General features: G+C 54.7%; 24 protein-coding genes. 12 read left to right on the top strand and 12 right to left on the bottom strand.

What is annotated here, in order from left to right:
* Positions 1-9: 9 nt before the first annotated feature.
* The 3 genes from E1N14_RS15440 to E1N14_RS15430 are packed head-to-tail and all read right to left on the bottom strand — an operon-like array spanning position 10 to position 10,591.
* Entirely contained in the window at positions 10-2,256 is a 2,247-nt protein-coding gene (locus E1N14_RS15440) for a PfaB family protein (protein WP_062793905.1), read from the bottom strand.
* A complete protein-coding gene (locus E1N14_RS15435; RefSeq protein WP_062793904.1) occupies positions 2,253-9,809 on the bottom strand; it encodes a type I polyketide synthase in 7,557 nt (2,518 codons plus the stop codon). The genes E1N14_RS15440 and E1N14_RS15435 overlap by 4 nt, the downstream gene beginning before the upstream one ends.
* A complete protein-coding gene (locus E1N14_RS15430) occupies positions 9,806-10,591 on the bottom strand; it encodes a helix-turn-helix domain-containing protein (RefSeq protein WP_051472692.1) in 786 nt (261 codons plus the stop codon). The genes E1N14_RS15435 and E1N14_RS15430 overlap by 4 nt, the downstream gene beginning before the upstream one ends.
* 392 nt (positions 10,592-10,983) lie before the next feature.
* On the opposite strand from E1N14_RS15430, the gene E1N14_RS15425 reads away from it, so the two are divergent.
* Both E1N14_RS15425 and E1N14_RS15420 read left to right on the top strand, forming a co-directional pair.
* A complete protein-coding gene (locus E1N14_RS15425) occupies positions 10,984-11,268 on the top strand; it encodes a hypothetical protein (RefSeq protein ID WP_129978400.1) in 285 nt (94 codons plus the stop codon).
* Positions 11,269-11,343: 75 nt separating this feature from the next.
* Positions 11,344-12,084: a 4'-phosphopantetheinyl transferase family protein gene (locus E1N14_RS15420; protein WP_152134818.1), complete on the top strand. Its 741-nt coding sequence runs from the start codon at positions 11,344-11,346 to the stop codon at positions 12,082-12,084.
* Between the two features lie 61 nt (positions 12,085-12,145).
* Here the strand turns inward: E1N14_RS15420 and queF are convergent, their stop codons facing one another.
* On the bottom strand, positions 12,146-13,003 hold the full coding sequence (gene queF, locus E1N14_RS15415) for an NADPH-dependent 7-cyano-7-deazaguanine reductase QueF (protein ID WP_062793906.1): 858 nt from the start codon (positions 13,001-13,003) through the stop codon (positions 12,146-12,148).
* A 59-nt stretch (positions 13,004-13,062) separates the two neighbouring features.
* Here queF and syd point away from each other — a divergent pair, with 59 nt between their 5' ends.
* Complete coding sequence (gene syd, locus E1N14_RS15410) at positions 13,063-13,704, top strand: SecY-interacting protein (RefSeq protein ID WP_025010966.1); 642 nt, start codon at positions 13,063-13,065, stop codon at positions 13,702-13,704.
* A 41-nt stretch (positions 13,705-13,745) separates the two neighbouring features.
* Here syd and E1N14_RS15405 read toward each other — a convergent pair whose 3' ends face one another.
* Both E1N14_RS15405 and E1N14_RS15400 read right to left on the bottom strand, forming a co-directional pair.
* A complete protein-coding gene (locus E1N14_RS15405) occupies positions 13,746-14,519 on the bottom strand; it encodes a Zn-ribbon-containing protein (RefSeq protein ID WP_025010967.1) in 774 nt (257 codons plus the stop codon).
* Complete coding sequence (locus E1N14_RS15400; RefSeq protein WP_025010968.1) at positions 14,519-14,857, bottom strand: hypothetical protein; 339 nt, start codon at positions 14,855-14,857, stop codon at positions 14,519-14,521. The genes E1N14_RS15405 and E1N14_RS15400 overlap by 1 nt, the downstream gene beginning before the upstream one ends.
* Positions 14,858-15,023: 166 nt before the next feature.
* On the opposite strand from E1N14_RS15400, the gene E1N14_RS15395 reads away from it, so the two are divergent.
* A complete protein-coding gene (locus tag E1N14_RS15395; protein WP_037466957.1) occupies positions 15,024-15,389 on the top strand; it encodes a DUF3192 domain-containing protein in 366 nt (121 codons plus the stop codon).
* A 22-nt stretch (positions 15,390-15,411) separates the two neighbouring features.
* On the opposite strand, the gene E1N14_RS15390 is transcribed toward E1N14_RS15395, so the two are convergent.
* Positions 15,412-15,642, bottom strand: a complete 231-nt coding sequence (locus E1N14_RS15390) for a DUF2789 domain-containing protein (protein ID WP_025010969.1) — start codon at positions 15,640-15,642, stop codon at positions 15,412-15,414.
* A 222-nt stretch (positions 15,643-15,864) separates the two neighbouring features.
* Here E1N14_RS15390 and E1N14_RS15385 point away from each other — a divergent pair, with 222 nt between their 5' ends.
* From E1N14_RS15385 to E1N14_RS15375, 3 genes are all read left to right on the top strand, one after another.
* A complete protein-coding gene (locus E1N14_RS15385; RefSeq protein WP_044734907.1) occupies positions 15,865-16,515 on the top strand; it encodes a GNAT family N-acetyltransferase in 651 nt (216 codons plus the stop codon).
* A gap of 12 nt (positions 16,516-16,527) precedes the next feature.
* Entirely contained in the window at positions 16,528-16,833 is a 306-nt protein-coding gene (locus E1N14_RS15380; protein ID WP_025887243.1) for an Mpo1-like protein, read from the top strand.
* Positions 16,834-17,030: 197 nt separating this feature from the next.
* A complete protein-coding gene (locus tag E1N14_RS15375; RefSeq protein WP_025010971.1) occupies positions 17,031-17,567 on the top strand; it encodes a hypothetical protein in 537 nt (178 codons plus the stop codon).
* 1,003 nt (positions 17,568-18,570) lie between these two features.
* On the opposite strand, the gene E1N14_RS15370 is transcribed toward E1N14_RS15375, so the two are convergent.
* Positions 18,571-18,960 (bottom strand): DUF3301 domain-containing protein, encoded by a 390-nt coding sequence (locus E1N14_RS15370; protein ID WP_025010973.1) that lies wholly within the window; start codon positions 18,958-18,960, stop codon positions 18,571-18,573.
* Positions 18,957-19,970, bottom strand: a complete 1,014-nt coding sequence (locus E1N14_RS15365; RefSeq protein ID WP_062793902.1) for a DUF3549 family protein — start codon at positions 19,968-19,970, stop codon at positions 18,957-18,959. The genes E1N14_RS15370 and E1N14_RS15365 overlap by 4 nt, the downstream gene beginning before the upstream one ends.
* Positions 19,971-20,074: 104 nt before the next feature.
* Here E1N14_RS15365 and E1N14_RS15360 point away from each other — a divergent pair, with 104 nt between their 5' ends.
* Together E1N14_RS15360 and truC are read left to right on the top strand one after the other, a co-directional pair.
* Positions 20,075-20,398, top strand: a complete 324-nt coding sequence (locus tag E1N14_RS15360) for a YqcC family protein (RefSeq protein WP_025010974.1) — start codon at positions 20,075-20,077, stop codon at positions 20,396-20,398.
* The gene (gene truC, locus E1N14_RS15355) at positions 20,370-21,212 is read left to right on the top strand and encodes a tRNA pseudouridine(65) synthase TruC (RefSeq protein ID WP_025010975.1); all 843 of its coding nucleotides are present in this window, start codon (positions 20,370-20,372) and stop codon (positions 21,210-21,212) included. Before E1N14_RS15360 ends, truC begins: the two co-directional genes overlap by 29 nt.
* 264 nt (positions 21,213-21,476) lie before the next feature.
* Here the strand turns inward: truC and E1N14_RS15350 are convergent, their stop codons facing one another.
* Positions 21,477-21,653: a hypothetical protein gene (locus E1N14_RS15350; RefSeq protein ID WP_099049524.1), complete on the bottom strand. Its 177-nt coding sequence runs from the start codon at positions 21,651-21,653 to the stop codon at positions 21,477-21,479.
* 127 nt (positions 21,654-21,780) lie between these two features.
* Here E1N14_RS15350 and E1N14_RS15345 point away from each other — a divergent pair, with 127 nt between their 5' ends.
* The 3 genes from E1N14_RS15345 (at position 21,781) to purU (ending at position 24,598) form a co-directional block, all read left to right on the top strand.
* Positions 21,781-22,245: a flavodoxin gene (locus tag E1N14_RS15345; protein WP_037437188.1), complete on the top strand. Its 465-nt coding sequence runs from the start codon at positions 21,781-21,783 to the stop codon at positions 22,243-22,245.
* Positions 22,197-23,678: a PTS transporter subunit EIIC gene (locus tag E1N14_RS15340; protein ID WP_025010976.1), complete on the top strand. Its 1,482-nt coding sequence runs from the start codon at positions 22,197-22,199 to the stop codon at positions 23,676-23,678. The genes E1N14_RS15345 and E1N14_RS15340 overlap by 49 nt, the downstream gene beginning before the upstream one ends.
* A gap of 86 nt (positions 23,679-23,764) precedes the next feature.
* The gene (gene purU, locus E1N14_RS15335; RefSeq protein WP_044734902.1) at positions 23,765-24,598 is read left to right on the top strand and encodes a formyltetrahydrofolate deformylase; all 834 of its coding nucleotides are present in this window, start codon (positions 23,765-23,767) and stop codon (positions 24,596-24,598) included.
* A 25-nt stretch (positions 24,599-24,623) separates the two neighbouring features.
* Here purU and E1N14_RS15330 read toward each other — a convergent pair whose 3' ends face one another.
* On the bottom strand, positions 24,624-24,989 hold the full coding sequence (locus E1N14_RS15330; RefSeq protein WP_025010977.1) for a DUF3718 domain-containing protein: 366 nt from the start codon (positions 24,987-24,989) through the stop codon (positions 24,624-24,626).
* Positions 24,990-25,246: 257 nt separating this feature from the next.
* Complete coding sequence (gene dapD, locus E1N14_RS15325; RefSeq protein ID WP_062793846.1) at positions 25,247-26,071, bottom strand: 2,3,4,5-tetrahydropyridine-2,6-dicarboxylate N-succinyltransferase; 825 nt, start codon at positions 26,069-26,071, stop codon at positions 25,247-25,249.
* Between the last annotated feature and the right edge of the window lie 12 nt (positions 26,072-26,083).

Here is a 26,083-nt window from a genome sequence, read left to right as displayed (position 1 = left end):
CTCACTTTCTCACGTCACTAAGTTATCGGGCCGGGCAAGCTGTGGATACAGTGCCGCTGTGGCCAGTGGGACCCTGTGGCTGATGAGTCGAGCCAGGGCCTTGAGTAATGCTTTGTTATCGGCGGCGCCGCTATGCTTGCGATCGCAGCCAAAGGCCTTGATATCGCTGGAGAGCTGTTTTCCGGCCATCGCCTGAATAATGCTGCTGGTTTGGCTGTCGGCGCCGACCTCCAGAAACAGTTGCGCGCCATGTTTTCGGGCTCTTTGCAGCAGCGACTCCACATTGAGTGGCTGACTGAAACAAGTCGCTATGGTCTCGGCTATCGGCTTGCGCTCAAGCCTGGCAGGTTTGAGCGGCTGCTCGCTGCCGGCGCTGATATAGACGGGCTGCGGCTGTTCAAGCTCCCCCGAGAGTGGCCTGTCATAAAAGGTGGTCAATTCTGGCTTTACACGCAGGGCCGCCGGTGTGTGCATGGCGGTGACCCGGTTGGCGGCAACGCCGCGTTTGCCGAGGGCCTTTATCAGTGCCCGGCACTGAGCCTCATCCCCGGCCAGCACGCAGCTAGGCCCCTGACGTATGGCGAGGTAGACCCGCGAGTAAGCCGGGTTTTGCAATAATGGCGTGATGCTGTCGGCATCAATGCGCAGCAGAAAACTGTTCCAGCCGATGGCATCTCTGGCATCGAGTTGCCACTCCTGGCGCACGGCTGTGAGCGCGCCCGAGATCTGCTCTGAGAAAATCCGGCTTTCCAGCGTAGGTTTAACCAAAGCAAAAGGCTTGTCCCAGACGCCATTGGCGGCAAACATGGCCGCTTCGCCCATAGAGTAGCCGATGGCAAAGGCCGGGCGGAGCTTGAACTCACGCCGCAGTATCTGCGTCAGCAGCACACTGGCGCCGACCCCGGCAACGGCCTGCTCGGCGAGTGTCATTGTTGGCGCCGGACTGGGTGTGGCCTCTTCTTTATCGCTCAAGGTTGTTTCATTAGAAGCATCGCTCAAGGCTGATGTATAAGAAATATCGCTCAAGGCTGCTGGCAGCAGGGTGGATAGGGCGACATTTTCGGCTGTTGCTGCGGCCTCAAAATCGGCATAACTGTGTGGAAAGGCCTGTTTTAAGGCGCCGAGCATGCCATGGTAAGCCGTACCGACACCCGGATAGACAAAGCAGAGGCGAGCAGGGCCCAGTGGCTTGGCGCAAAAAACGCTGCCATTTGGCGTAATAAGCTCAAGCTCTGGCAGTTCAGCCAAAGACGTTATTTTTTGAAGCTGACCCAGGAGCAATTCGCTCTCGGCAATAAGCTCGGTGGCATCTCGGCCAATAAGCACCAGCGAATAGTATTCGCCGCCCTCGGGCGCTGTGCCTGAAAAGCTCTGCTCCAGGGTTTTCAATTCATCCGTCAGCCAGCGCGCCAGAGCATGAGTGCTCATCGATTGGCTCAGGCGACTTTGGGCTTGCTGCAGCGCAGTTTGCGCCTCACTGAGCAGAGTCTTTGGGTTGGCAATCAAGGTCAGTGGCAAAAGCCAGGGCGCTCCTTGGGGGCAAAGGCTTGAGGTTAATTTTTTTCCAGAAGCCAAGCCGCTCACACCAGAGCTGTTCAGGCAAGAGTCGCTCAAGGCTGCTTCATCACAAGAACCGCTCAAGGCTGTTTTATCATAAGAACCGCTCAGGGCTGTTTTATCATAAGAGCCGCTCAAGGCTGTGCCTTGGCTGAGGATCAGCGCCATAGCCGGGGAGTTACTGGCCAGCGCCAGAGACTTGCCTTGAAAAGGCAACCCCGCCATTTTCTGCGCCAGGCGCCGCCTGGCAAATGCCTCCAGTTGCAGGCATAACGGCTCAAGCGTCAGCGGTTGCTCCAGAAACAGAGTGTCCCTTTCCTCCGTTTCCGGGCGTTTTGCCTGCTGCCAGGCCTGCTTAAGAAGCTGCTGCGGCTTGTGAGCGCCATGGCTTAAGGCCTGCAGCAAGGCTTGCGGATGCAGTCTTGCTTGCGCCGCATCGACTGCGCTTAGCAGCAATAGCCGCTGCTTTGATGGCAGCACCAGGCTCAGGCTTGCCCCGGCCTTGACCTCGGCCACCAGCCAAGGCCAGTCGAGAACCTGATTGCTATCAAACGCGATAGTGCGCAAGGCTGCCCGAAGCTCGGGCGCCAGGCTTTGCTCCTCTTCGACCAGGCACAGTGCCAGCCGCAGCGGCTTTTCGGCCGCGGACTCAGCTGGCTTTACTCCAATGTGAGGCATAGGGCCTATCGCTTTGCTCAAGGCCTTTCTCTATTACCTGTGGCGGCCTTGGCCGGTTCAAAGGCGGCATTGAGCCCCTTGCTAATGGTGACCTTGGCATTTTCCAGCCCGGTTTGCAGCTGGCCCTCGGCGTTGAACAGGGCCAGATCGGCGCTGAGCTGACGGCTGGAGTGCTTGGTCACCTGCAGGCGAATAAGGCCGGTGTCATTTTCAGGCAGCAGGGCGTTTTGCCAGAGCGCCGCCAGTGAGGAGGGCAGGCTGGCGGCATCGTATTTGAGCCGGGCCCAGATCAACATGGCCTGCAGCAGTGCGTCTTGCTGGATCAGGGCGCGATCTTCGCTCGATGCGGCATCCGGTAGCCGGTATCGGCAGCTAAGCCCTTGATCGTCAAACTGCAGCACCTCAGTAATGGCCTGCAGCTGCGGGCCATGGAACAGGGCGCCGCTGTGATAAAACTCACTGCCTTGACGCACTTGGGGCTCACCTTCGCCTATCTCAGTCATAGAAACATGCGCTAGTGGCTGACTGGCTTGCTGCGGCATTAACGGCAGTAGGGTCGCCTGGTACTGAGGCCGCTCATCACAGCTGATGCTCGCCTGCAGCTCGCCGTCGGCTCCCAGAGTCAGGCTGAGCTGCAATCGCTTTTCATCACTGTCAAATACCACGCCTTTGAGCAGCTTATAGTCCACGGCGCGCCAATCGCCGCCAAAGAGGCTCTGGGCACTTTGCAGCATCCACTGGAGCGCGCAGACAGTCGGCCATACCGGATTGCCACCTATGCAGTGATCTTCCAGCAGCGCCAGCTCCTGGTGCTTGATGCTGCGACTCAGGGTTTGAGGGCTAGCTTGGGCCTCCAGCGTATCTGTGTGGTTCAGGCCTTGTTTGCCCCCCGGGCCTTGCATGCTGGAGCCAATCAATAGCTGCGGCTCTGAGCGGGCCAGGATCGCCTCGGCAAACAGCTTGGCACCGGCTTCTCTTGGGATCACATAGACGCCGCGGGACTCAAACATCTGCTTCAGCGCCGCGTTGACCATGCCGCCATCCCAGGGGCCCCAGTTGAAACTGACCACTCGGGTGGTCGGCAACTCATGATGCAGCCGATGAGCGGTTTTATTGAGAATTTCATTGGCCATGGCGTAGTCGCTCTGGCCTGTGTTGCCGTAGAAACCGGCGGCGGAGGAAAACAGCGCCAACAGTTTTAAGTGCTCGGCGGCCTTTTGGTTTGGCGCCAAGGCTCTTAGCAAGGCGGAGAGGCCGCCAACCTTGGTGCCTGTAACCAATTCGAGTTCGGCGAGGGTCTTGTCGGCGATGTGTTTATCGGCCAACACCCCGGCGCCGTGAATCAGCCCGCTGATAGGCGCCAATGCCTGAATGGGCGCCAGTGTGGACGCGACCGCATCCGGGTTACTGACATCCAGACTCAGGTATTCGGCGCTGGCACCTATAGCCTCAAAGCGCTTGAGCGCTGCGTGAATCTCAAGCGCGTTGACAAGAGGTTTTATCAGGGCTTCCACTTCCTTGGGCGAGGGCTTTTGCCCCTTGGCCAATAGCGCGGTGATTGCGGCTGCTTTTAGCTGACCGCTCTCAAGCCCTTGGGCCCAATCGGGAAAGGCTTCCAATGCCAAGGCCTTGCTGCGACCGGCGAGAATAAAGTGACTGCCACTTTGGCGGGCCAGCGCCAGGGCACAGTCCAGGGTGACGCCTTTTGCGCCCCCGGTCACCAGTATTTTATCTGAACTATCGAGCCTGCATGGCGCCAGGCTTGTATCGGCAGCATTCTGGTCATCGGCCGAAGTCGCTACCAGGGTCACTCTACCGGCGGCGCTTTTGCCCCACTCCAACGGATCCTGACTCGGGCTGTAGAGCGCATCCATGACTTGCGAGGCCAGCGCCGAGGCATCTAGTTCAGGAGCAAGATCTAACGCGCGGCAATGCACCTGAGGCCATTCCTGCGCCAGGGTCTTGGTTAAGCCAAACAGGGCGCTCTGATTCAATTCACAGGGCTGACCGCTGAAACCCAGCTGACCATCCATGCGCGCCACAGTGATAAAGGCGCGGCGGCCTTTTGTCGGCGTTTGCCAGGCTGGGCTCAAATGCTTGGCGAACAGGAAGCTCAGTTGTACCTGAGTCTTGGCCGTGATGTTGAGCGGCATCAATTCTTCGAGTTGTTCCCGCGGCAGTTGTGGCTGCAGATGGATATAGATGGCCACTTGCTGTTTGAGCCCGGCGATGAGCGCCTTGACTCCGGCATCATCATTGCTGGCCAGAGTCAGGATTGGCAGTTTGCTATCCAGTGCCGATTGCGAATCGGTTGCCGCCGGGCGCACCAGAGTGACACTGATGCCACTGTCGGTCAGTTTCTTGGCCAGGACACCGGCGTTGTGGCCGTCATCGAGCAGCAGCGCACAGCTGTTCGCGGCAAACAGAGCCTCGGCGCTTGCGCCTGAGAATCTATCTGCCGCCGGCAGCTTTTTTAGGCTGACTCCCGAATGGGGCGGCAAGGCCACACTCGGCTGAGTGTTTGGCGTCTCATCGGTTTGGGTTAGCGGCTCGGCTGCATGCTCAGCGTTTGAACCGGCAAAACAATCTATGATCTGCCCCAGGGTGCGGCATTCGCTTAAGCTTGCGGCGTCCAGCTGTGGCAGCTCTGGCAATTGGTCTTGCACTGTGCCGAGAATTTCCACCCGCTTGATGGAATCGATACCGAGATCGGCCTCCATATCCATCCCCAGTTCGAGCATTTCGGCCGGGTAGCCGGTCTTCTCTGCCACTACCTGCAGCATGATTGCCGTGATATCACTCTTATTTGATACGGGCTCAGGCTGCACACTGGCGTTCACACTGGCGCTTTGCTGCAGATAATCGACTATCTGCCCCAGGGTGCGGCATTCGCTTAGGGTGGCGGCGTCCAATTGTGGCAGCTCAGGCAAGGCATCCTGCACTGTGCCGAGAATTTCCACTCGCTTGATGGAATCGATACCGAGGTCGGCCTCCATATCCATCCCCAGCTCGAGCATTTCGGCTGGATAGCCGGTCTTGTCCGCCACTACCTGCAGCATCAGTGCCGTGACATCATTCTGATTTGCATGAGCAGTGTTTGATTGAGCTGTGTTTGATTGAGCCAGGGTTGGCTGAACACTGGCGTTCACACCGGCGCTTTGCTGCAGATAGTCGACAATCTGCCCCAGGGTGCGGCATTCGCTTAGGGTGGCGGCGTCCAATTGTGGCAGCTCATGCAAGGCATCCTGCACTGTGCCGAGAATTTCCACCCGCTTGATGGAATCAATACCGAGATCGGCCTCCATATCCATCCCCAGCTCGAGTATTTCGGCCGGATAGCCGGTCTTGTCCGCCACTACCTGCAGCATCAGTGTAGTGACATCATTCTGATTTGCATGAGCAGTGTTTGATTGAGCTGCGTTTGATTGAGCCAGGAGTGGCTGAACACTGGCGTTCACACTGGCGCTTTGCTGCAGATAGTCGACAATCTGCCCCAGGGTGCGGCATTCACTTAGAGTTGCGGCGTCCAGCGGCGGCAGCTCAGGCAGTTTGTCTTGCACTGTGCCGAGAATTTCCACCCGCTTGATGGAATCGATACCGAGATCGGCCTCCATATCCATCCCCAGCTCCAGCATCTCTGTGGGGTAGCCGGTCTTGTCGGCTACTACCTGCAGCATCAGTGCCGTGACATCATTCTGATTTGAAACTGGCTCAGGCTGCACACTGGAATCCACTCCGGCGCTTTGCTGCAGATAATCGACAATCTGCCCCAAGGTACGGCATTCACTTAGAGTGGCGGCATCCAATTGTGGCAAGTTGGGCAATTGATCTTGCACTGTGCCGAGAATTTCCACACGCTTGATGGAGTCGATACCGAGATCGGCCTCCATATCCATCCCCAGCTCCAGCATTTCTGTGGGGTAGCCTGTCTTATCGGCCACCACTTGCAACATCAACTCTTCGACACCTGTGCTTGGCTTGGCTGTGGTTACGGCTACTGCTGGGACAGGGGCTGGAGCTTGAGGCCGGCTTTGTAGCACTTGGCTTGGTTGCTGTGGCGTGCTTGCTGCTTTGACTGGCGCTGCGGCGTGAGTTAAAGGCGCTGCAGCTTGAGCGGGCATAGACACTGACACTGGTACTGCTTCGGTTTGCTCTATCTTGGTCAACACAGCATTGGTCAACACAGAATTTGGTAACACAGCACCGCCCTGAAGTTGTTGCAACAACTGCTGGGCGCCGAGATTTTGCGACTGAATAAAGTCGTTGTGGATCTTCAACGTCTCGGCCTGGTGCTGGTGGAACATGGCCAGGGTCTGATTGAGGCTGTCAGGAATCGCTTTGCCGGCCGTCGCCAGTTTTACTTGCTCTGCGAGCAGTTGCTGCACACTGTTGCCATATTGCAGTGGGATATTCAGAAACTGCTGATGCAGCTCGGCCAACTGTTGCTGGGCGCTGAAAAACTGCTGTAATCCGCTGCCGCTGTTTGCTGGGAGGCCGTTTGCAGCTTGTGGCGCTGTAGCTTGGCTCGGTTGACTCGGGTTCTGGCTTGCGGCCGCTACTGGGATCTCGACGATTTTTTCCACGACTTTCTCGACTATTTTTGTCTGTTGACTGACCCGGCCCTCTTTGAGTGAGGCCGCCATCTTCTGGGCGGTCGCCGGGCTGATATAGTTACTGGCACCGAGCTTGATAGTCATCGGTGAGGCCTTGTGTTTGGCCTGGGTTTGTACGGCGCGATAGGCATCGGGATCTGTCAGAGGCAGGCCCGCCAATGCCAGGCTGAGCAGGGCTTGCTTCAGCTCAGTGTCGGCGGCCAGTGAATCGATACAGCTTGGGTTGTCCAGCGACAGGAACAGGCATTCGGCGGCGCGATCGCCCAAGGTGGCTTGTGCCAACCTGGCCAGGGTGTTTTTCGGGCCAAACTCGACAAATATTCTGGCGCCGTCCCGGTACATGCTCTCTATCTGCTCACTGAAGCGCACCTGCTTGAGCATATGTTGCTCCAGGTTGGCTCTGAGGCTTTCGGCATCCTGTGCCAGCTTGTCACCTGTGGCATTGACATACAGAGGCGTTTTCGCATCGCTCAAGCCCTGGTGGGCAATCGCCTCGGCAAAGGGTTGCTGCGCATGGGCCACCAGCGGAGTGTGGAAGGCACCGGATACCGGCAGCGCTATGGCGCGCAAACCTGTCTCGTTCAGCTTGAGGTTGAGCCGGGCCACCGCTTCACTCGCGCCGGCAATCACAAGCTGAACCGGGCTGTTGATATTGGCTATCTGCACCTCGGGTTCAGTCTGCAGCAGCTGCTCGAGAGTATTGCGTTCAGTGGCCGAGGGCAGGATAACGGCGCTCATGGCGCCCGGATCTTTATCTTCGGGGACACTGGCCATGGCATCGCCTCGGGCGAAGGCCAGCGCGTAATAGCTCTCACGGCTCAAGGCACCAGCGGCGCGCAGTGCCGACAGCTCACCAAAGCTGTGACCGGCCAGCATATCCGCCTGGAATCCGGCCTGGCAAAGCAGAGTAAACTGTCCCATGCCAAGGGCGCCGATGGCGCTTTGGGCAAAGCGGGTATTGGCCAGTGCCAGTTCATCCTCTTTGCTGGCCTGGGGCGTGAATTTGGCTATCGGGAACACCCGCGCCGACAAGGGGCCCATGCCGTACTTGTCGGCTACGCCCTGGCGGGAAAACTCACGGTCGGCGGCGGCAAATTCGGCGCGAAGCTCGGGATAGAGCTGGGTTAGCCCAGAGCCCATCTGTAGATACTGACTGCCTTGACCGGCAAACAGGGCGGCGGTCTTGGCCTCAGTCAAAGGCCCACTGCGGTACTCGACTCCCTGCAGTTGCCAACGGGTTTGCGGCTGTTCTTCAGCCGTGCTTTGCAGTTTGCTCAAGGCCAGTTGCAACTTATGCTGCAGCTCTATGGTGTTGCAGGCAAGCAGTCCCAGCCTGGGGCCTTGTACCTGTGTCTGGCTGCCGAGGCGATAGGGCGCGCACAGGGTTTCAAGGTCGCCATGGGCATCTGAGTTCAGCGTCTTGAGCAGAGCGGTTATCTCTTGCTCCAGCGCCGGTTTGTCCGGCGCGCAAAACAGCAGCGGCAAAGGCGTGCGCCTCAGGCGAGCCGGTTGCTTGGGTAATTCGGGGCTGTGCTCTTCCAATACCAGGTGGAAGTTGGTGCCACCAAAGCCAAAGGAACTGACGGCGGCGCGCCTCGGTGTACCGTCGGTTCTTGGCATCCAGGGGCGGGTTTGGGTGTTGAGATAGAAGGGCGATTGCTCCACTGCCATCTTGGGGTTGGGCTGCTTCACATTGATGGTGGGTGGCAACACCTTGTGATGCAGCGCCAAAGCCGCCTTGATCACACCGGCGGTGCCGGCGGTCGACTTGGTATGGCCCACCTGGGACTTGATTGAACCCAGCGCAATATGCTGCAGCTCAGGATTATCCTGCCTCATTACGGCGTTGAGGCCGCTGAATTCGGCCACATCACCGGCGGCAGTACCTGTGCCGTGGGCTTCCATCAGGCCCAGAGTATGGGGCGGGAACCCGGCATCATCGTAGGCCCGCTGCAGTGCCTTGGCCTGGCCCTCGGGGCGCGGCGCGTAAATGCTCTTGAACTTGCCGTCGCTGGAGGCGCCAACCCCTTTGATCACCGCATAGATGCGGTCACCGTCGCGCTCGGCATCATCCAGGCGTTTCAGCGCCACCATGCCTATGCCTTCGCCTATCATCATGCCGCGGGAGTCGGCGTCGAACGGCTTTATCTGCTCATCGCTGGTAAAGGCCGGGGTCTTGGAGAAGCTCATGTACATATAGGCGGAGTTGTCGGTGCAGACGCCTCCGGTGAGCATCATATCGCTGCGGCCTTCAGTCAGCTCGGTGAGCGCCATACGCATTGCCGCCAGAGAGCCGGCACAGGCGGCGTCGACCACACAGTTCATGCCGCCGAGATCGAAACGGTTGGCAATCCGACCGGCGATAACATTGCCGAGCGACCCAGGGAAGGAGTTTTCCTCCCAATGTATGTATTGGTCCTGGAACTTGCGGATCAGCATTTCGCTGTCCTGCTCGCTGACGCCACTCTCGCGGAACACCTTTTTCAGCACAGGGTATTGCAGCCTGGCATTGAGGCTTTGGCTGATCTTCTGGCCACCGCCAATCCCCAAAGTGATGCCGATGCGGTCGCGATCATAGTCCGAGCCTTCATGAATACCGGCATCTTCCAACACCTCTTTGGCTACCACCAGCGACAGCAGCTGCGAGGTGTCGGTCAGTTCGAGGATATTGGGCGGCAGACCAAACTCCATGGGGTTGAAATCCACTTCCGGGATAAAGCCGCCGCGCTTGCAGTAACTCTTGTCGGCGGCTTTCTTGTCGGGGTCAAAATAGTCTGCCACTTGCCAGCGGTCGGCGGGCACTTGGGTGATGGCATCTATCTTGTCGCAGATCAGATCCCAAAACTGGTTCAGATAACGACTGCCGGCAAACAGACTCGCCATGCCGACTATGGCAATCGGCGTGTCTTTCAGCCTTTTGTTGAGGCGTTTGTCTATCTGAGAGGCTTGTTCTTGGCTCATTGAGCATCTCCATTGGTGGCTGCAAGTTGCGGCCTGGGTTTGCGCCCTGCCTTGGCGGCAGCGGGAAACCTGGACTGGAAAATATGATAGTTGCGTACCAGCAAGCGGCGCAGGGCAAACGGGGCTCGCTTGAGGACGTAGGCTATGTAGCGGTCGGCGGCGTGGGTGTCGTCATCCTGATAGATGTCGACATAGACCCAACCGCTGACGGGATCCATCCCTATGAGTACCGAATGGGTCTGTTGGCCAATGGGAATACTCATGGCTTCGACCTGAACCACAGTGTGTTCATCGGTACTGGGCAGCATCAACGCATCGGCGAGCGTTTGGCTGTTGAGGGTGTAGGTTTGCATCTTGCTGCCGCTGTAGACCGGCAGCTTATTGAAGTGTTTCGGCGGCAGCGAGTGCGCGGCATCGATATTGTCGAGCCGGGATGCGCCGTGGCGTTTCAGACAGCGGGCCAGCCCGGAGCGCGAAACATGGGGATTGATAAACTCCTGGGTGACTTGCAACAGCCTGTCCAGCGGCATCTTGAGCTGCCAGCGCAGCCCGACAACCACATACTCCTGAATATCGCTCAGAGTGGTATTCAGATGATGCGGGGTGTGGGATTGATCCTGGGTCGACTCGCGTTTACGCCACTTGCGAACGGTTGCTTCACTGATATTCAGTAACCGTGCCAGTTGGCTGACATTGAGCTCCGACTCCTGGATAAAGCGGCGCATTTCCGGGGTGGTGGTGGCATTACGATGACGCCGTTTTCCGGTTTGAGTTTGCTTCATAATCAGCTGGGACTGGGCCCTTGGGCTTCCTTTCTCGCCTGTCTGCCATGGTTGCAAACTTCCACAATACTGAGCGTCAGGCTGTTATTTCAGTAACAGGTGAAGCAGATTACCAGTGCCTGCCGCTCGATACAATCATCTGGGACTGAAAATCCTGCTTTTGTTTTAAAGACTTTTGTTCGCTAACTTCGCTTGTTGTTAACTTGTTTTTAAATTGATATAAATTGGTTGTTTTGGTTTTTTGTGCTGTAAAAATGGATATCTGATACCTATTTATCCCTAATCCCCTGTGGTCTGTTGCAGCTTATGTTGCAGCTTATGTTACAACCTGGGTATCTGCCTTTAGGGCAACTGGATGAATAGGAATCAGCAACAGAAATGGAGAGTGTCAGGTGTATTTAACAAAAAATAATCTACTGGGAATGGCGAGTGCTGCCTTGTTTACTGTACTCGGCGCCGGTTGCAGTGGTACCAGTGCAACGACCGCCGAGTTGTCGCCTGAGGACGCGGCCCGCCAACAAAGACTCGATGAACAGGGATACCGCTGCGACCGGGTTAGGGTTACCGGCAGCAATATTCCCAACCGCCGCTGTACAACCGCCCAGCAGCGGGAAAGAGAGCGGGAAGAGGCGAGAGCCTATGTCGATAAAATGAATCAGCAAAACATGAATGATTAGCACTTGAGACCGAGGGGGAGGCCAAGGCAAAATAGCCTACTCCCCCTTGGTTTTTTGGAGCCTCCCATCAACGCCGTGCAACTCTTTTTGTATCCCTTACGCCAGAGTGAGCCTTTAAAAATCAAAGATCTGGCGCTGTGCCTGACTCCGGCCGAGCGGGAAAAGTTTGCCCGAATAAGCCATAAAGAGGTACAACAACGGGCAATAACAAGCCGCGCCTTGCTGAGAAAGACCCTGAGTACTCAAGCGCCGCTTGCAGCCCGGGAGTGGTGTTTCGATTATGGTCCCCAGGGTAAGCCGTGCCTTTGTGATGAGCAGTTTCAACAGACTCAGCTGCATTTTAACCTCAGTCACAGCGGTGATTGGCTGCTGTTGGCATTGCTGAAACATCCTTCTCCTGAATTGCAACTCGGAGTCGATATAGAGCGTTTACGGATGCGCACGGCTATCGATACTGTGATGCGCCACTATTTTGCGCCTTTTGAGCTGCAGCAGTTACGAGATCTGGATGATGCCGCGCGGCGAGAGGCGTTTTTCGATCTCTGGGCCTTGAAAGAGTCTTATATCAAGGCGACAGGCAAAGGGTTGGCGCAGCCGCTCGATGGGTTTGCGTTCGACTTGAGTTCAGGGGAAGCCTACTCGGCCGAGCGGCCAGCCGAGATTGTTTCGATGCGCCGTGGGCTTTTGTTAAAGCCTAAGGAAAACACCCAATGGCAGAGTTGGCTTGGCCATATAGAGCCGGGTTATCGATTGGCCCTGACGCTGGGGGCGCCTGCAGCCATCAACTGGCAACTGCACTGGCACCTTGGTCAGTAGCACTCTGAAATAGGTTACCGGCAAGAATGAAAAAGCGGCTTTAAAGCCGCTTTATGTTCGATTACTGTCTTGCCAGGCGTTGGCTTTCCGGCACGTGCTCAAAGTCACTGCGGAAAGGGTTGATGTCCAATCCGCCTCTGCGGGTGTAGCGGGCGTAGACGGTCAATTTACTGCAATGGCAGAAACGCTTCAGATCGGTAAATATCCGCTCCACACACTGCTCGTGGAACTCGTTATGCTGGCGGAAAGAGATCAGATAACGCAGCAGTTTTTCCCTGTCTATCTTGGGTCCCTGGTAGCGGATCATCACGCTGCCCCAATCAGGTTGTGAGGTGATCAAACAGTTGGACTTAAGCAGGTTGGAGTTCAAGGTCTCGGCGACTATCTGCTTGTCGTCTGTGCTGTCTTCGAGCCATTTGGGGTTGAACTCATAGTCGCTGACTTCAATATCCAGATCGTCAATGCAGTGCCCCGGCAGCTCAACAACTCTCTGGCTGTTGAAGTGCTTGGGCTCAATCACTCTGACTTTTACCTCGCCATTGGCACAGCGGCTCAGATCTTGGGTCAGGGTCTGCTCAACGGCTTCAGTACAGTCAAAGCGGGTTTGATTGAAACTGTTCAGATAGAGCTTGAAGGATTTGGACTCGATTAAATGCTCACTGTTGAGATCCAGCTGGAACTCGGCGATGGCCACCATGGGCTTGCCCTTGGCATTGAGCCAGGAGAGTTCATAGCCGGTCCAGATATCGGCCCCCTGAAACGGCAGAGGCGCACTCAGGTTGATTGCATCACGGTTGAGTTTGCGGGGCACACCCTGCAACAGTTCAGGGGCGTAATGCTCTTGATAATCTGTCTGCTGACCCAGTGTCAGGCCAGATAAGGCTTCGGCGTTCCGGTAAGGGTCGTGATTCTGTGTCATCAAGCGGGTTTCCGTGTCAAAATAGGCCACCATTATACCTGAATTTGGAAGTGCGATAAGTGTCTTGTGCCCAGGCGTTGGAGCAATTTCTCAGCCGTTATCATCAAAGTTACCAGTCGAGTCTGGGGGAAGGCCCCAGATATTATGCCAGGGGAGAAGCCTCACCCTGTTTGCTGCAGGAGAATGGCGAAGATCCGCTACTGTGGCAGACTATTCGCCGTGAACAACCAGGCAGTTTTGCCAATGTCAGTCATGCGCTGGAGTTGCCGCTGCATGCCGATATCGACGAGTTTTATGGACAGTTTTTTGCCGCGCATCTGTTGTTTGAAGCCGATTTCGGCGAAGGGGAACTACTGCAGCCCTGGAGTCAGGATGATTTTGAGTTCCTGCAGCAGAATCTGATTGGGCACCTGATGATGAAACGCAAGCTCAAGCAGCCACCGACCTGGTTTATCGGCCTATTGGGGCAAGGTGATGAGATGATCTGCGTGGATAATGAAACCGGTGCTGTCTGGCGTGAGACCCCGGGTGAGCTCCCCTCAAAGAAGCTGGCAGACAGTCTGGAAGAGTTTTTCGCTTTGCTGCGCCCCAGAGTGGCGCCGGCAGTTGAGCCTGTGGAGCTGGCCATGGCGGATGTCGACCATCCCGGTCTCTGGGCGCGGATGAAGCTCATGTGGCAACACCTGTTTTCCCGCCGCTGACAGTCGGGGTTACCACAATCACTATTGATTGATGATCACTGCTATTGATGATCCCAGGAGAGGTTGGAGACTATCCGGCAGTTGTCACAGCGGAAATGAAACAGATCCAGCAACGGGCTGGGCTGGCGCCAGTCCGGGTTGCCGCAGCGGGGACAGGGACGGGCCAATTCGGCTTGCTTACTCTCTCCCCCGACCCGGTAAAGGTAGTAATAGGTAGGAATTTTGGTCAGATATTCGATACGGCCGCGCAGATCCCAGCCGCGGCGGAACAGATCGCTGTCCGGGCTGGAAAGCTCCTCGAGGGCGGCAAATTCGGCCTTGGTTGCTGCGGCCATCTGCAGTTCATCACAGGCTTGCCACTCGGTTTGCCAACGGATCACCCGCTTGTGATCGCCGTTGAAGGTCGCGGGAATTCGGTAAAGGGGAATGGGTAGCAAGTTATCGCCGCTGCGCAATGGTGAGCACATATGCACATAGCTGGTATAAAGTAGCTGCCAGCTTGGGGGCTCCAGGGTGCTGACCTCGGAATTGATATCCTGACCTATGAGCTTTTCCTTGGGGGCCAGCAGTTTGGCCTCGGTTAACTGCTGCAACGCCTGTTTGGCCCAGGGACTGTTGTGCCTGTTGGCCAGACTGGTTTCTTCCGGTAGCAGCAGCCTGACTCTGAACTCCCCGTCCCTAAAGGCCACCGCAAATTCCCGTCCCAATACCTGACCGTTGGCCCGCCAGGCCTCAAGCAGGGTATTGATGGCTTTTTCTGCGGCGCTGATAGTGGTGTTGGCAAAGCATTCAAACCTGAGTTCGCAGACAAACATTATTGCTGTTCCTCAAGCTTGGCGAGTCTTTGTTGCAAGGCCGCGAATTCTTGTTTCAGTTGCTGCTGTTCCTGGCGTAGCTGGCTGATTTCCTGCTGGAGAACTTCTACTGTGGTGACAGCTTGTTGTGGCACGGTTTCTTGCAGTTGAGGTGCGTCTTCAAGCAGTTTTTCCCGTTCACTCTCTGGCAGGGATTTGAAACGCTGCAGACCTTCAACCAGCAGTGGCATTGGTAACTTGTTGCCGAGTCTTGCCTTAATCAGTGCCAGAGAGGGAGTATGGCCGCTTTGGGCTACTGCCGCTGCGGCGGCCATGACCTGTTCCAGTGGAGTGGACATCTTGGTAAAAAACCTCACATTTTCGCGAATAGCTACATAGTGCAGCAGTTGTTTGCTTTTATCATTTTGATATTTATCAGTTTATTTGTTGGCCTGCATGTTGCATAGCGTTTGCTGCATTTGCTTAACAAAAGTCAACATTTGATAAATATAACAAGGAGTGACAATGAACAAGTTATTACTGCCACTGATGGGGATTGCAAGCTTAGGGCTTAGTGCCTGTGTGGTCAATGTCGGCGATCACGAAGCCAACTGGGATGAAAAGGAGTCCTGGCAGCTGCAGCAACAGCAAAATCAGCAACAACTGGCCAAGTTGACTCTGGGGATGGATCAGCAACAGGTGCAGCAGCTCATGGGGCAGGCCGACTTTAATGAAGCCTTTCTCTCCAATGATCAGCAAGTACAGGTACTATTTTACCGTACCCGCCACAGACACAGTGATGGCAAGACCACCAAGGATGAGTGCACCCCCTTGGTGTTTCGCGATCAACAACTGATTGGCTGGGGCGATAAGGCCTACGCGCAGCTGTAATTCAAACTCATCCCAATCCCAATCAACTCCTGAGCTGGGCGTCCAAATGGTCTATGGTGTCTGACCATTGGGCGTCCTCGGCCAGAGCCTCTGTTAAAAAAGTGCGCTGCGCTTCATTCCAGAATGGTGCATCCACCAGTTTGACTCCCTCGGGGATAGAATGTGTGCCGATAAAACCTTCTATCGCCTTGCTGCTGCTGGGGAGTCCCAATTGCTCAAATAAATGGGCCAAGTCTGTGTGGGTGGTATCCATATTCTGACCTCCTGAAATCCCGACATATATTGCCAAGGTGATGAGTGATGGGGGAACAAGCCTTAATAAAACAGATAGTAAGCCTTATTCCTTCCCCTTAGCTTATACCAATCTGCCTAAAGATGAAGTGACAATGCCAGGCAAGCAAGATCAAGATATTGCACTTTGATCCAATATTGTTAAATTGGAAATTGCCCTTTTGGCTGACAAGGACAACAACAAATGGAAACCCAGACTCCCGATTCCCTGCGTGCCGTCTACCTGACAGCGGAAGATTTGCGCCTGGCCGCATCAATTCTCTATAACGCCTATCACGATGATGCGTTTTTTCAGCAGACCTTGCCGGCCGCCAATGCCGCCGAATATGAACAAAAGCTCAGAGCTGCGATCCGTGAAGAGCTCAATGAGCTTTGGCAACAGGAGCAGCCTCTTATTGGGTTGTTCGACGATGAGCGCTTGATTGGGGTTGCCTGCGTGGTGACCTCATCACTTCCCCAGGGGGAGGGGCGCTATTGGCATTGGCGTTTGAAAATGCTGCTCGGGACAGGCTGGCAATCAACGCAGAAGTTGATGCAGAAGGAGAATTCAATTCTGGAGCACCTGCCGGCTACTGAATACGGCATTATACAGTTCATTGCAGTAGCTTTAACCGAGCAGCGCAAGGGTTATGGCAAGTTGCTCGTCCAGGCGGTATTGGGTTGGTGTGATGAGCAGCCGGAGCTGGAAGGGGTTGGAGTCTTTGTGACTGAGGATGGCCATTCTCATCTGTTCCGAGAGCAAGGCTTTGTACCCGTGGTTGAGCTCAATATAGGGCAGTTAACCGGAGAGTTGCTCTTTTACCACAGTCATACCGATGATGACGTCTACCAATAACAGGAGTTAAGAGTGGAGCAAAAGTACAAGAGTTTTGCTGAGTTTTATCCTTTCTATCTATCTCAGCATTCCGATCCCGTATGCCGAGGTTTGCATTATCTAGGTTCGACCCTGGTATTACTTATTCTGTTATTCAGCCTGCTTAGTGGACAATTTGTATGGCTCTTGGCTCTGCCTGTGGTGGGTTATGGCTTTGCCTGGATTGGTCACTTTGGTTTTGAACACAATAAGCCGGCGACCTTTCAATACCCAGTCTACAGCTTGATGGCTGACTGGGTCATGTTGGCCCAATTTGTCAGTGGCAAACGTCGTTTCTGAGTGTTTTTGGTTATTTACCAGTACCAATGTGAGATATGTCTCACAAAGCTGTGCGACAAACATAAGACTTATTGGCTGTTCTTACTGGCGAATAATTAAATATTGTTAATAAACAAGTGATTAGCATTTCATTAGCGACTGCTGAATATTTGTCATTCCCAGCCTGTTCTAAAATTGACCATCTCAAAGAGGGGTCCTTGGGTACACTTAAGTTGTGGTCAGGGCAGGATGCTTTGACAGAGCTTCCAAGGAAAGGAGCTGAAATTACGAGCCTCAAGGAAGAGGGAGCTGCAAGGAAAGCAACGCCAAGGAGTTTAAGGCGGCAGCCAAGGAAGGGCAAGTGTCAGGATGACACGTTTTGGAAAGGCCTATGCAAGGACGAGCTGCAAGGAAGCCTGCTAAATGGATTTCAGTCATGGATGACAATCAAGACAGGGAAGTTCAAGCCAAGGAAATGGCTCGCAGGGAAAGCAGTATCCATGATGGATACACAGGAGATTTTTCCGGTAATAAGGAAATTGCCGCGCCAGGAAAGGCAATTTGAGACAGGAAGGTCTGCTAAGGAAAGCGTTCAGGACGAAGTAGAGGACAGGCTCAGGGATGCCAGCCTTTGGGTTAAGGGAATACCCAACTCATGGACGACAGCTGCTAGTGGATGGGCAAACATGGAAGATGAGTGCCAGGAGGCCACAAGGAGGCTCAAGGGAATTGAGCAGACACCAGGATGGTTGTAAGCAGGGATGAAAAGATAGCTTGGAAGCTGTCGTAACTGAGACAAGGTGTCCACAGGAAGAAATTCATACGCATGGAAGGTGCAGGGAGCACAACTCAGCGGGATGGCTGACAGCAGTAAATAGGGCGCGTCTTAGGACGCGCCTTTTCTTTTGCTGTTTTTTCTTATAGGGCGTCATTAAAGCTAGGGTCATTCCGGTACTGATTTATAGGCGATGTGTCTTTAACTACACATCGTTTTCCATTAAAGCCGGGCATCGTGTGCGAGATGTCTCACAAGACTGTGAGACAAACAAGAGTTAAACAGCAGGTTTTGTCGTTAAAAAACAATTAAGCTTTTTAAAATTAATTGGTTATGCACTCCATTTCAATTGCTACAAAAAAGTTGCACGAGTTATTGAACGGTTTCTGTACAACCCTGGAGCCGGGATTGGATTAGTATTTAAATCATCCAAGGACAAGGATGATTCAGGGAACAAGGTCAGGAAGACCTAAACCGTGAGGAACACGGTCCAGGGATGACTCAAGGAAGATGCCTATCAGGATGATGGCAAACAGGGAAAGGTACTGACCCAAGGAATGTGGTCAGCGTCAGGAAGACGAAACAGGATGTATTGAACGGATGCGCAAGGACGATACTGGACACGCTTAAGGATAGAGCAAGGCCCGATCAAGGGATAATCGGGACTAAGGGAACAGGTACGCAAGTACAGGGACTCACCAGGATGGTACAGGGAGCGCAGGACGCACGGCAGACGCATGGATGGTGCAGGGAAGCAACTTAATAGCTGGAAGGCTTAACAGAGAAACAGATGGGCGCGGCTTAATTGTCGCGCCCTTTCTTATTTAAGGGATTTTTTATTTGGGGACTTAAATGGTTCTCAAACTTTGATGGCGCAAGAGTCTGCTGCCATTTTTCTGATTTTTTATCTGTGTAACCTGGCAAACTTTACTGATTCTTCAACGACGGGGTCGGCTCAGTTTTCTGTCAGATGCAGCAAAATATCAGCGGCACTTACCCGAACTGCAACCTCCGCGGGAGCCACAACCGCCACCGACGCTGCCTCTGGCAGTTGGCGCTTCATGCCACTCGGGTTCGGGAAATATTGGCCATTCAATTTTCTGGATCTGTTTACCGTGCATCAGGATATGGCCGCGATACTGGTTGATGCCATCGGTACTGAACTCAAACATAAAGCGTGCATTCCAGCACAGGCCGTTCTTGCCGCCTATGCTGGGTCGGGCTGACTCCATGGCGATGGCCAGCATCTGCACCTTTTGCCGTTGGCATTCCCGCTCGGCAAATATCCGACTGAGTTCGGCCATTTGTCGCAACTGCCAGAAAAACGCAGCAATCATTACCAGCGCTGCGATCAGGAGAAAATCTGTCATCATTCTGTGGTCGCCCTGAACAGACCGCCGATGGCGCCGGATAGGCGGTCACTGCGGTGAGGATTGCGAAGTTCGCTCAATACCTGGGTACGTATCCCGGGTATGGCCACAATATCAGCAAAGATTTGATTAAAGAAGCTTTGCTCCTGCAAAGCCAGAGCCTCGAGATAAATTTTGCGGCACTCATCCTGTTTCAGGCTATACCAGCAACGGGCGGCGATGGCGATCAAGGCGTCAATATTCAGCGCCTGCTGACTATCCAGCTCTGTTATCGCCTGTTGGCAGAGTTCAGGGTGAGATGCCAAGGCGCGAAGGAAGTAAACCTTATGCTCGGGGGCAGCGTCTTTGAATGCCTGGAAGAGCGTTTCGGCAATCGGCTCTGGCAATAGTATATGTTCCAGTTGCTGGCAAAGGGCAATTTGCACCTCGATGGCGCCTTTGCTCAACCCTTGTTGCAACAGGGCTGAGTGATCCAGTTCATTGACCCGGGCACAGATATCCGCCAGCCCTTGCAGTCCCAAATGTTGCCAGTTTTCGGCAGCCACCTTGCCGCTCAGGTATTGGCAGGCATATTCATACTGCACAGAAGCGGCTTGTCCCAGTTGTTTGCGCACCAAGGCGTTGAACAGGGCCAGTTTTTCCTGCGGCGGCTTGAAACTGAAGGGATGATTGGCCATCTGTTGCTGTTGGGCTTCGGTCAGTTCACGGGTCAGGTTTTCCCCCATGGCTTCAAGCAACATCTGAATAAACTGGCTGCGTGCAGCAGGGACCAGGAGTCCGCGCTCATCCAAAGGTAATTTCAGGAACCAGATATATTGCTGATTACTGCCATCCCAGAACACCAGGGCAAACTGGGCATGCCCTTGTATGGGGAAGGGATAGGGGCTTTGAAGGCCCTCTATCTGATGAAAAGCCATGGGATCTATGTGTTGCACCCGGCGGCCGAGATCATAGACCTGATATTGGGTGTTGGCGGCGCTGAGAAGTTCGCTGAGGGTAGTGATACTGTCCATGCTCGTTTGACTCTTGTACAACAAATGCGGTGCATTATAGGGATAAGCTTGGCCCGATGGTATGATTGGTGCCAATTTATTGTTTTGGATCTGCGAGGTGACAGATGCCTTTTCTGGCGACTGAAAAACTCCTGTTGGCCATAGAGGTCGAGTTGAAAGCCCTGGGAATGTGGAGCGCAACCGAACCTGGCGCGGCAGCCATGGCCAGTCAGGCGCCCTTTGCCTGCGACAGCATGGCATTTGAAGCCTGGTTGCAGTTTATTTTGCTGCCAAAAATGCGCACGCTGATAGACGCCGAAATGCTGCTGCCATCAGCCATAGCAACTGCACCTATGGCCGAGCATGTCTGGGGCGAAGCGCCCACATACCGTAATTTGATCACTTTGTTGAGAACCTTGGATGAACTCCTTACCAAACAAGCAAGATGAGACCCAGCTTCAAGCCGAGCTTTCGGAGCAAGCTTTGACACCTGTGGATGAAGAGTGCCCCGAGATCCGTATCCTCTATGAAGATGAACTCTTGGTTGCCATCCATAAACCGGCGGGATTACTGGTGCATAGAACCTATCTGGCACGAAAAGAGCGTTTTTTCGCCATGCAGCTGACCCGTGATCTGGTGGGTTGCCATGTGTTTCCGGTGCACAGGTTGGATAGGCCGACCTCGGGTGTCTTGTTGTTCGCCAAGAGCAGTGAAATTGCCGCTATTTTATGTCAGCAGTTTGCCGGGCGCGAGACACGCAAAGAGTATCTGGCTCTGGTGCGCGGCAATATGCACCAAGCCGGTACGCTGGACTATCCACTCAAAGAAGAGCTCGATGCCGTGGCCGATAAACATGCCGACCGCAACAAGGAAGCCCAGGACGCCATTACTCAATATGCGCCGCTACTCAATGCCGAGATCCCTTTCCCGTCAGGGCGTTACCCCAGCAGTCGTTTTGCCTTGATACGTCTCTCGCCGCAGACTGGGCGCAAGCATCAGCTCAGAAGGCATATGGCTCATCTGCGTCACCCCATTATAGGTGACACCACCCACGGCGATGGCAAGCAAAACCGTTTCTTTCGCGAACACTTCGGCCTCAACCGTTTATGGTTGTTGGCTCAGAGCTTGAGTTTCACTCACCCAACGACAGGCGAACCCGTCACCATAGTGACAGAGCCGGAGGCCGAATGGCTGCAAGTGTTCGATGGCCTAGGCTGGGACGAGACCCAGCTTGAGTCCGACAGCGGTTTGCTGCTGGCTTAGGGAAGGTGCGAATAAGTCCTCGTGGCACTCTGGCTTGCACAGCAATTGGCGTTCAAGGCATCTGACTGAAGGCATGCCGGGGCCTGTCGAAGTCGGATAACGCAGAGAGCCGGTTGCTGTGAAAGCCCGGAAGGGCGTGGCTTACAGACCTGCCTGCTATGTTGTGCTTCTTGCAAAGGACTAGGGCCATTTGCGGCGAACCACGCCTTGCATCCAGGCCCGTAAGCCGACGCAGAGCACACATGGGACTTGTTCGCACCTTCCTTAGGTTTCGTCTTTATTGGTGCGCTGGTGCATCATGTCAAGTAAGGGACGATAGGCGTCGAGTGGATAGTGGGCGTGGTGTTGGTCTTGTTGAGCGGCTCTGAAGTAACACATACGGCGGACATGAGTTGCCCTTTGGTGTTGCTTCTGAAGTTTCTGCCTGCTGCTCTGTCGCATCGCTGCGTTTCCTTATCGCCAGTGGCGTGTCGGCTTGGTGTCTGTTGATGCTTGTGCTTGCAGCACAAGCAGACGATACAGTATGGTGGAGAACAATGAATATTGGCTCCGAGGTGCAGAGTATAACATGAAAAAAGTGAACCTGGTGTTTGGAACTGTCTATGGTAACGCCCAGTTTGTTGCCGAGACACTCCTGAAGCAGCTCCAGACTCATGGTGTGGATGCCAAACTTTGGCAAAGTCATGAGCTTAAAGGATATGTACCGACTGCCGATGAGTATCTGTTGCTGGTCTCTTCCACTACCGGCCAAGGGGATCTTCCGGATGATATTTTGCCCTGGTTTTTGGAACTGAAAGACACGGCCCCTTACTTACCAGACCTTAGATACGGGGTTATTGCCCTGGGAGACTCGAGTTATGAGACTTTCTGCGGCGCAGGTAAACAATTGGATGAACTGTTTGCGGAGCTTGGTGCCAAACGTGTCGGTGAGCGTTTGGAGATTGATGCCTGCGAATCCATGGAACCCGAGGTCGAGGCTCAAGCATGGCTCAACAACTGGCTACCCCTGCTGAAAACAGAACCGGGCGCCTGAAAGGCTTTTCACAACATTGGTTTAAGTTTGCCCAGCGCCTGAGTCAGGCGCTGCTTGTCCCCATAGCTATCCTGCCTGCTGCCGGGGTGATGAAAGGCCTGGCCAGTACGCCGACAGGTATTTTGTCTCCTTCTCTCAATGAGCTGTTTGCCACCACAGGCAATCTCATCTTCACTATGATGCCGCTGCTGTTTGCCATCGCCATTGCCATAGGCTTTTGTCGCGATCAGGGGATTGCTGCCTTCAGTGCGGCGTTCGGCTTTGGGGTATTCAGTTCCACCTTATCGCTGCTGGCTTCGCAAAACCCCGTGCACACCTCAGTCTGGCTCGGAGTGGAAACCATAGATACAGGTATTGCCGGTGGTATGTTGCTTGGGGTGATGACCTGCCTGGCGATGGCCATGAGTCGTCACTTGCGTTTGCCGGCTATCTTTTCCTTCTTTGAGGGACGCCGCAGCGCGCCGTTGCTGATGTTGCCGTTGGCTGTGTTGCTGGCCTATTTGCTGGCGCTTATCTGGCCACCTTTGGCTCACTATATTGAGGTGTTCTCCAACTGGGCTGTGTATCAAAAGCCGCAGCTGGCCTTTGCCATCTATGGCACAGTGGAGCGCCTCTTGTTGCCACTTGGGCTGCACCATATCTGGAATGCGCCTTTCTACCTGGAGCTTGGGCAGTATTATCAGGATGGTGAATGGCTCAGAGGCGAAGTGGCACGCTACCTCGCCGGCGATCCACAGGCCGGCAATCTGGCCGGTGGCTATCTCATCAAGATGTGGGGCCTGCCGGCGGCGGCCCTGGCGATTTGGCGCTGTGCCGACAAGAGTGAACGCAATCGGGTGGCCGGCATCATGCTGTCGGCGGCGGCAACCAGTTGGCTTACCGGGGTGACTGAGCCGATTGAGTTTGCCTTCCTGTTTGTGGCGCCTTTGCTGTATCTGGTGCACGCACTGCTGACCGGGCTGGCTTATGCTGTCTGTATCTGGCTCGACATTCACTATGGATTGGTGTTTTCCAACGGTTTGCTGGATTTTGCCCTTCTGTGGCATCAATCTGCCAACGCCGGTTGGTTTCTGATCCTGGGCCCCTTGACCGCAGTCATCTATTATCTGATTTTCCGCGCTTCCATCATGGCATTCAATCTCAAGACGCCGGGGCGGCTGGAGCCGGAAACCGCCTCGGGCGGCAATCTGCTGGCCATGGTAGGCGCGCTCGGCGGCGCTGCCAATATCCGCAATCTCAGCGCCTGTATGACCCGCTTGCGCCTGAGTGTCGAACGCCCAGAGCTGGTGGACAAGTCCCGCCTGTTGGGATTGGGAGCCAAGGGCGTGATAGTGGTAGGGCAGGGCGTCCAGGTGGTGTTTGGCACCAAGGCCGAGACCTTGAGAGGGCTTTTGCAAAAGTATCTGGACAGTCGCCAGGCAAGCCGGAGATAACGGGCTGCTTTTGATGAATAAATTTTAAGCGCGCCAGCGGCGAGACTGTGGCATATTCAAACTTTGATGCAGCGACAGGAGCCGATATGCCACGCAAAATACTGATGATTGATTGTGCCGATGAATATGGGCTTATCGCCAGAGTCACCGGGGTATGCTTTCAGCACAGACTGAACATCATCAAGAACAACGAGTTTGTCGATAATCAGCAGGGGCGCTTTTTCATGCGTACCGAACTTGAAGGTGAGTTCGATGAAACTAAGCTGCTAAAGGAGTTGGCCGAGGTCCTGCCTAAACAAAACCATATGAAGCTGGTGGATGCCGGACGCAAGCGCATAGTGGTGCTGGCGACCAAGGAGGCCCATTGCCTCGGGGATCTCTTGATGAAAACCTACTATGGTGCTCTCGATGTGGAGATAGCCGCCATAGTGGCCAACTACGATACCCTGGCACCGCTGGCGGCCAAGTTTGAGGTGCCTTTTCATCACGTCTGTCATCAGGGGTTGGATCGCAGCGCCCACGAGCGCGCCATGTTGGAGATTATCGCCGGCTACCAGCCTGAGTACCTGGTACTGGCCAAATATATGCGAGTACTCACCCCTGAGTTTGTCGAGCAGTATCCCAATAAGATCATCAATATTCATCACTCCTTCCTGCCGGCCTTTATCGGCGCCAATCCCTATCGTCAGGCGTGGGAGCGCGGGGTGAAGATTATTGGTGCCACGGCGCACTTTGTGAATAACTGCTTGGATGAGGGACCTATCATCAAGCAGGATGTGATCCCTGTGGATCACAGTTACAGCGCGGCAGATATGGCCAAAGCCGGCCGAGATGTGGAAAAAAGTGTTCTCAGCCGGGCTCTGGCGCTGGTACTCAATGAACAGGTCGTGGTGTACGGCAACAAGACCTTGGTGTTTTAACCCGAGTGTTTTGGGCTCAGTAGGTTCAGCGGAAACTCACGTAGAGTTTTTCCTCCTCTGGGATCATGGCCATATCGGAAATGGTCACTTTGCCGGGCAGGAAGCGGCCAATCTTTTTGGCGGTGCGATCGGCGCCGTGACTCATGGCAAACTGATGCAGTGACTCACCATTGCACACCAGACGGGGGAACACTCGCTGTTCATTGATCCGGTACTCACGCAGGGTATTGGAAAACGCTATCATGCTGTTGCTAGCACTGGACTTACAGACCTGGATCAACGCCTGCTCAATATAAGGATCCATTGCGGCCTGGGCACTGAGAGAGCCGAAGCTCAGGCCGGCGACAGCCAGTAATACGGCGCCGGTGCGGGTACGTTGGCAAAGGTTCATGGCTTGCTCCTTTTGGGGATGCTTCAAGTACCATTTAAGTACAGTCGCAGCAGGGGCATTTGCCAGCGATTGAATAGAGGCTTTCTGTCAGCAGTTGTTGCTGCTTGGGCAAGGCGTGTCCCAAGGTGTGGAAGTTTGTCTCTTGGTAAGTAAATGTGTCTGCCCGCGCCCTTATGGGCAGAGCAGACAGACACATAGATGGGGTTGCTGACCTGCTAAAGCGCTTATTGCTCGAGGTCAGCTCCCGAGGGCAAGGGTCAGTCGACCATCCGCAGCAGTTCGTTGATACCCACTTTACCGCGGGTTTTCTCGTCTACCTTTTTGACTATGATGGCGGCGTAAAGATTGTACTTGCCGCAGTTGGAGGGCAGGGTGCCTGACACCACTACAGAACCTGCTGGAACCCGGCCATAGTGAATTTCACCGGTTTCGCGGTCATAGATGCGGGTGCTCTGGCCGATATAGACACCCATGGAAATCACTGAGCCTTCCTCGACCACTACCCCTTCAACGATTTCAGAGCGGGCACCGATAAAGCAGTTGTCTTCAATAATGGTCGGGCCGGCCTGCAGTGGCTCGAGCACGCCTCCGATACCGACACCGCCGGAGAGATGCACGTTTTTACCAATTTGCGCACAGGAGCCAACCGTGGCCCAGGTGTCGACCATGGTGCCTTCATCTACATAGGCGCCCAGGTTAACGTAAGAGGGCATAAGCACAGTGTTTTTACCGATGAAAGAGCCTTTGCGCACCGCAGCGGGTGGCACAACACGTATGGCTTCGGCGCGAAAACGCGCTTCATCATAGTCGGCAAACTTCTGTGGTACCTTGTCGAAATACTTGGTTTCGGCCCCATCGATTACGCCATTGTCGAAGATACGGAAAGACAGCAAAACGGCTTTCTTGAGCCATTGGTGCACATGCCATTGACCGTCCAGTTTCTCGGCCACTCTGGCCTCGCCTCTGTCCAGCATGTCAATCACTCGTTCCACATCGGCGCGCAGCTCGGCGTCAACTGTGGTTGGGCTTATCTGTGCGCGAGCTTCAAAAGCCGCCTCAATACGTTGGCGTAAAGCCTCCATTGGTTTCTCCCG

It is taken from the genome of Shewanella algae (assembly GCF_009183365.2).
Taxonomy (GTDB): Bacteria; Pseudomonadota; Gammaproteobacteria; order Enterobacterales; family Shewanellaceae; genus Shewanella; species Shewanella algae.
The sequence above is the reverse complement of the archived record's forward strand: the minus strand, read 5'-3'. Positions and strand labels throughout refer to the sequence as shown.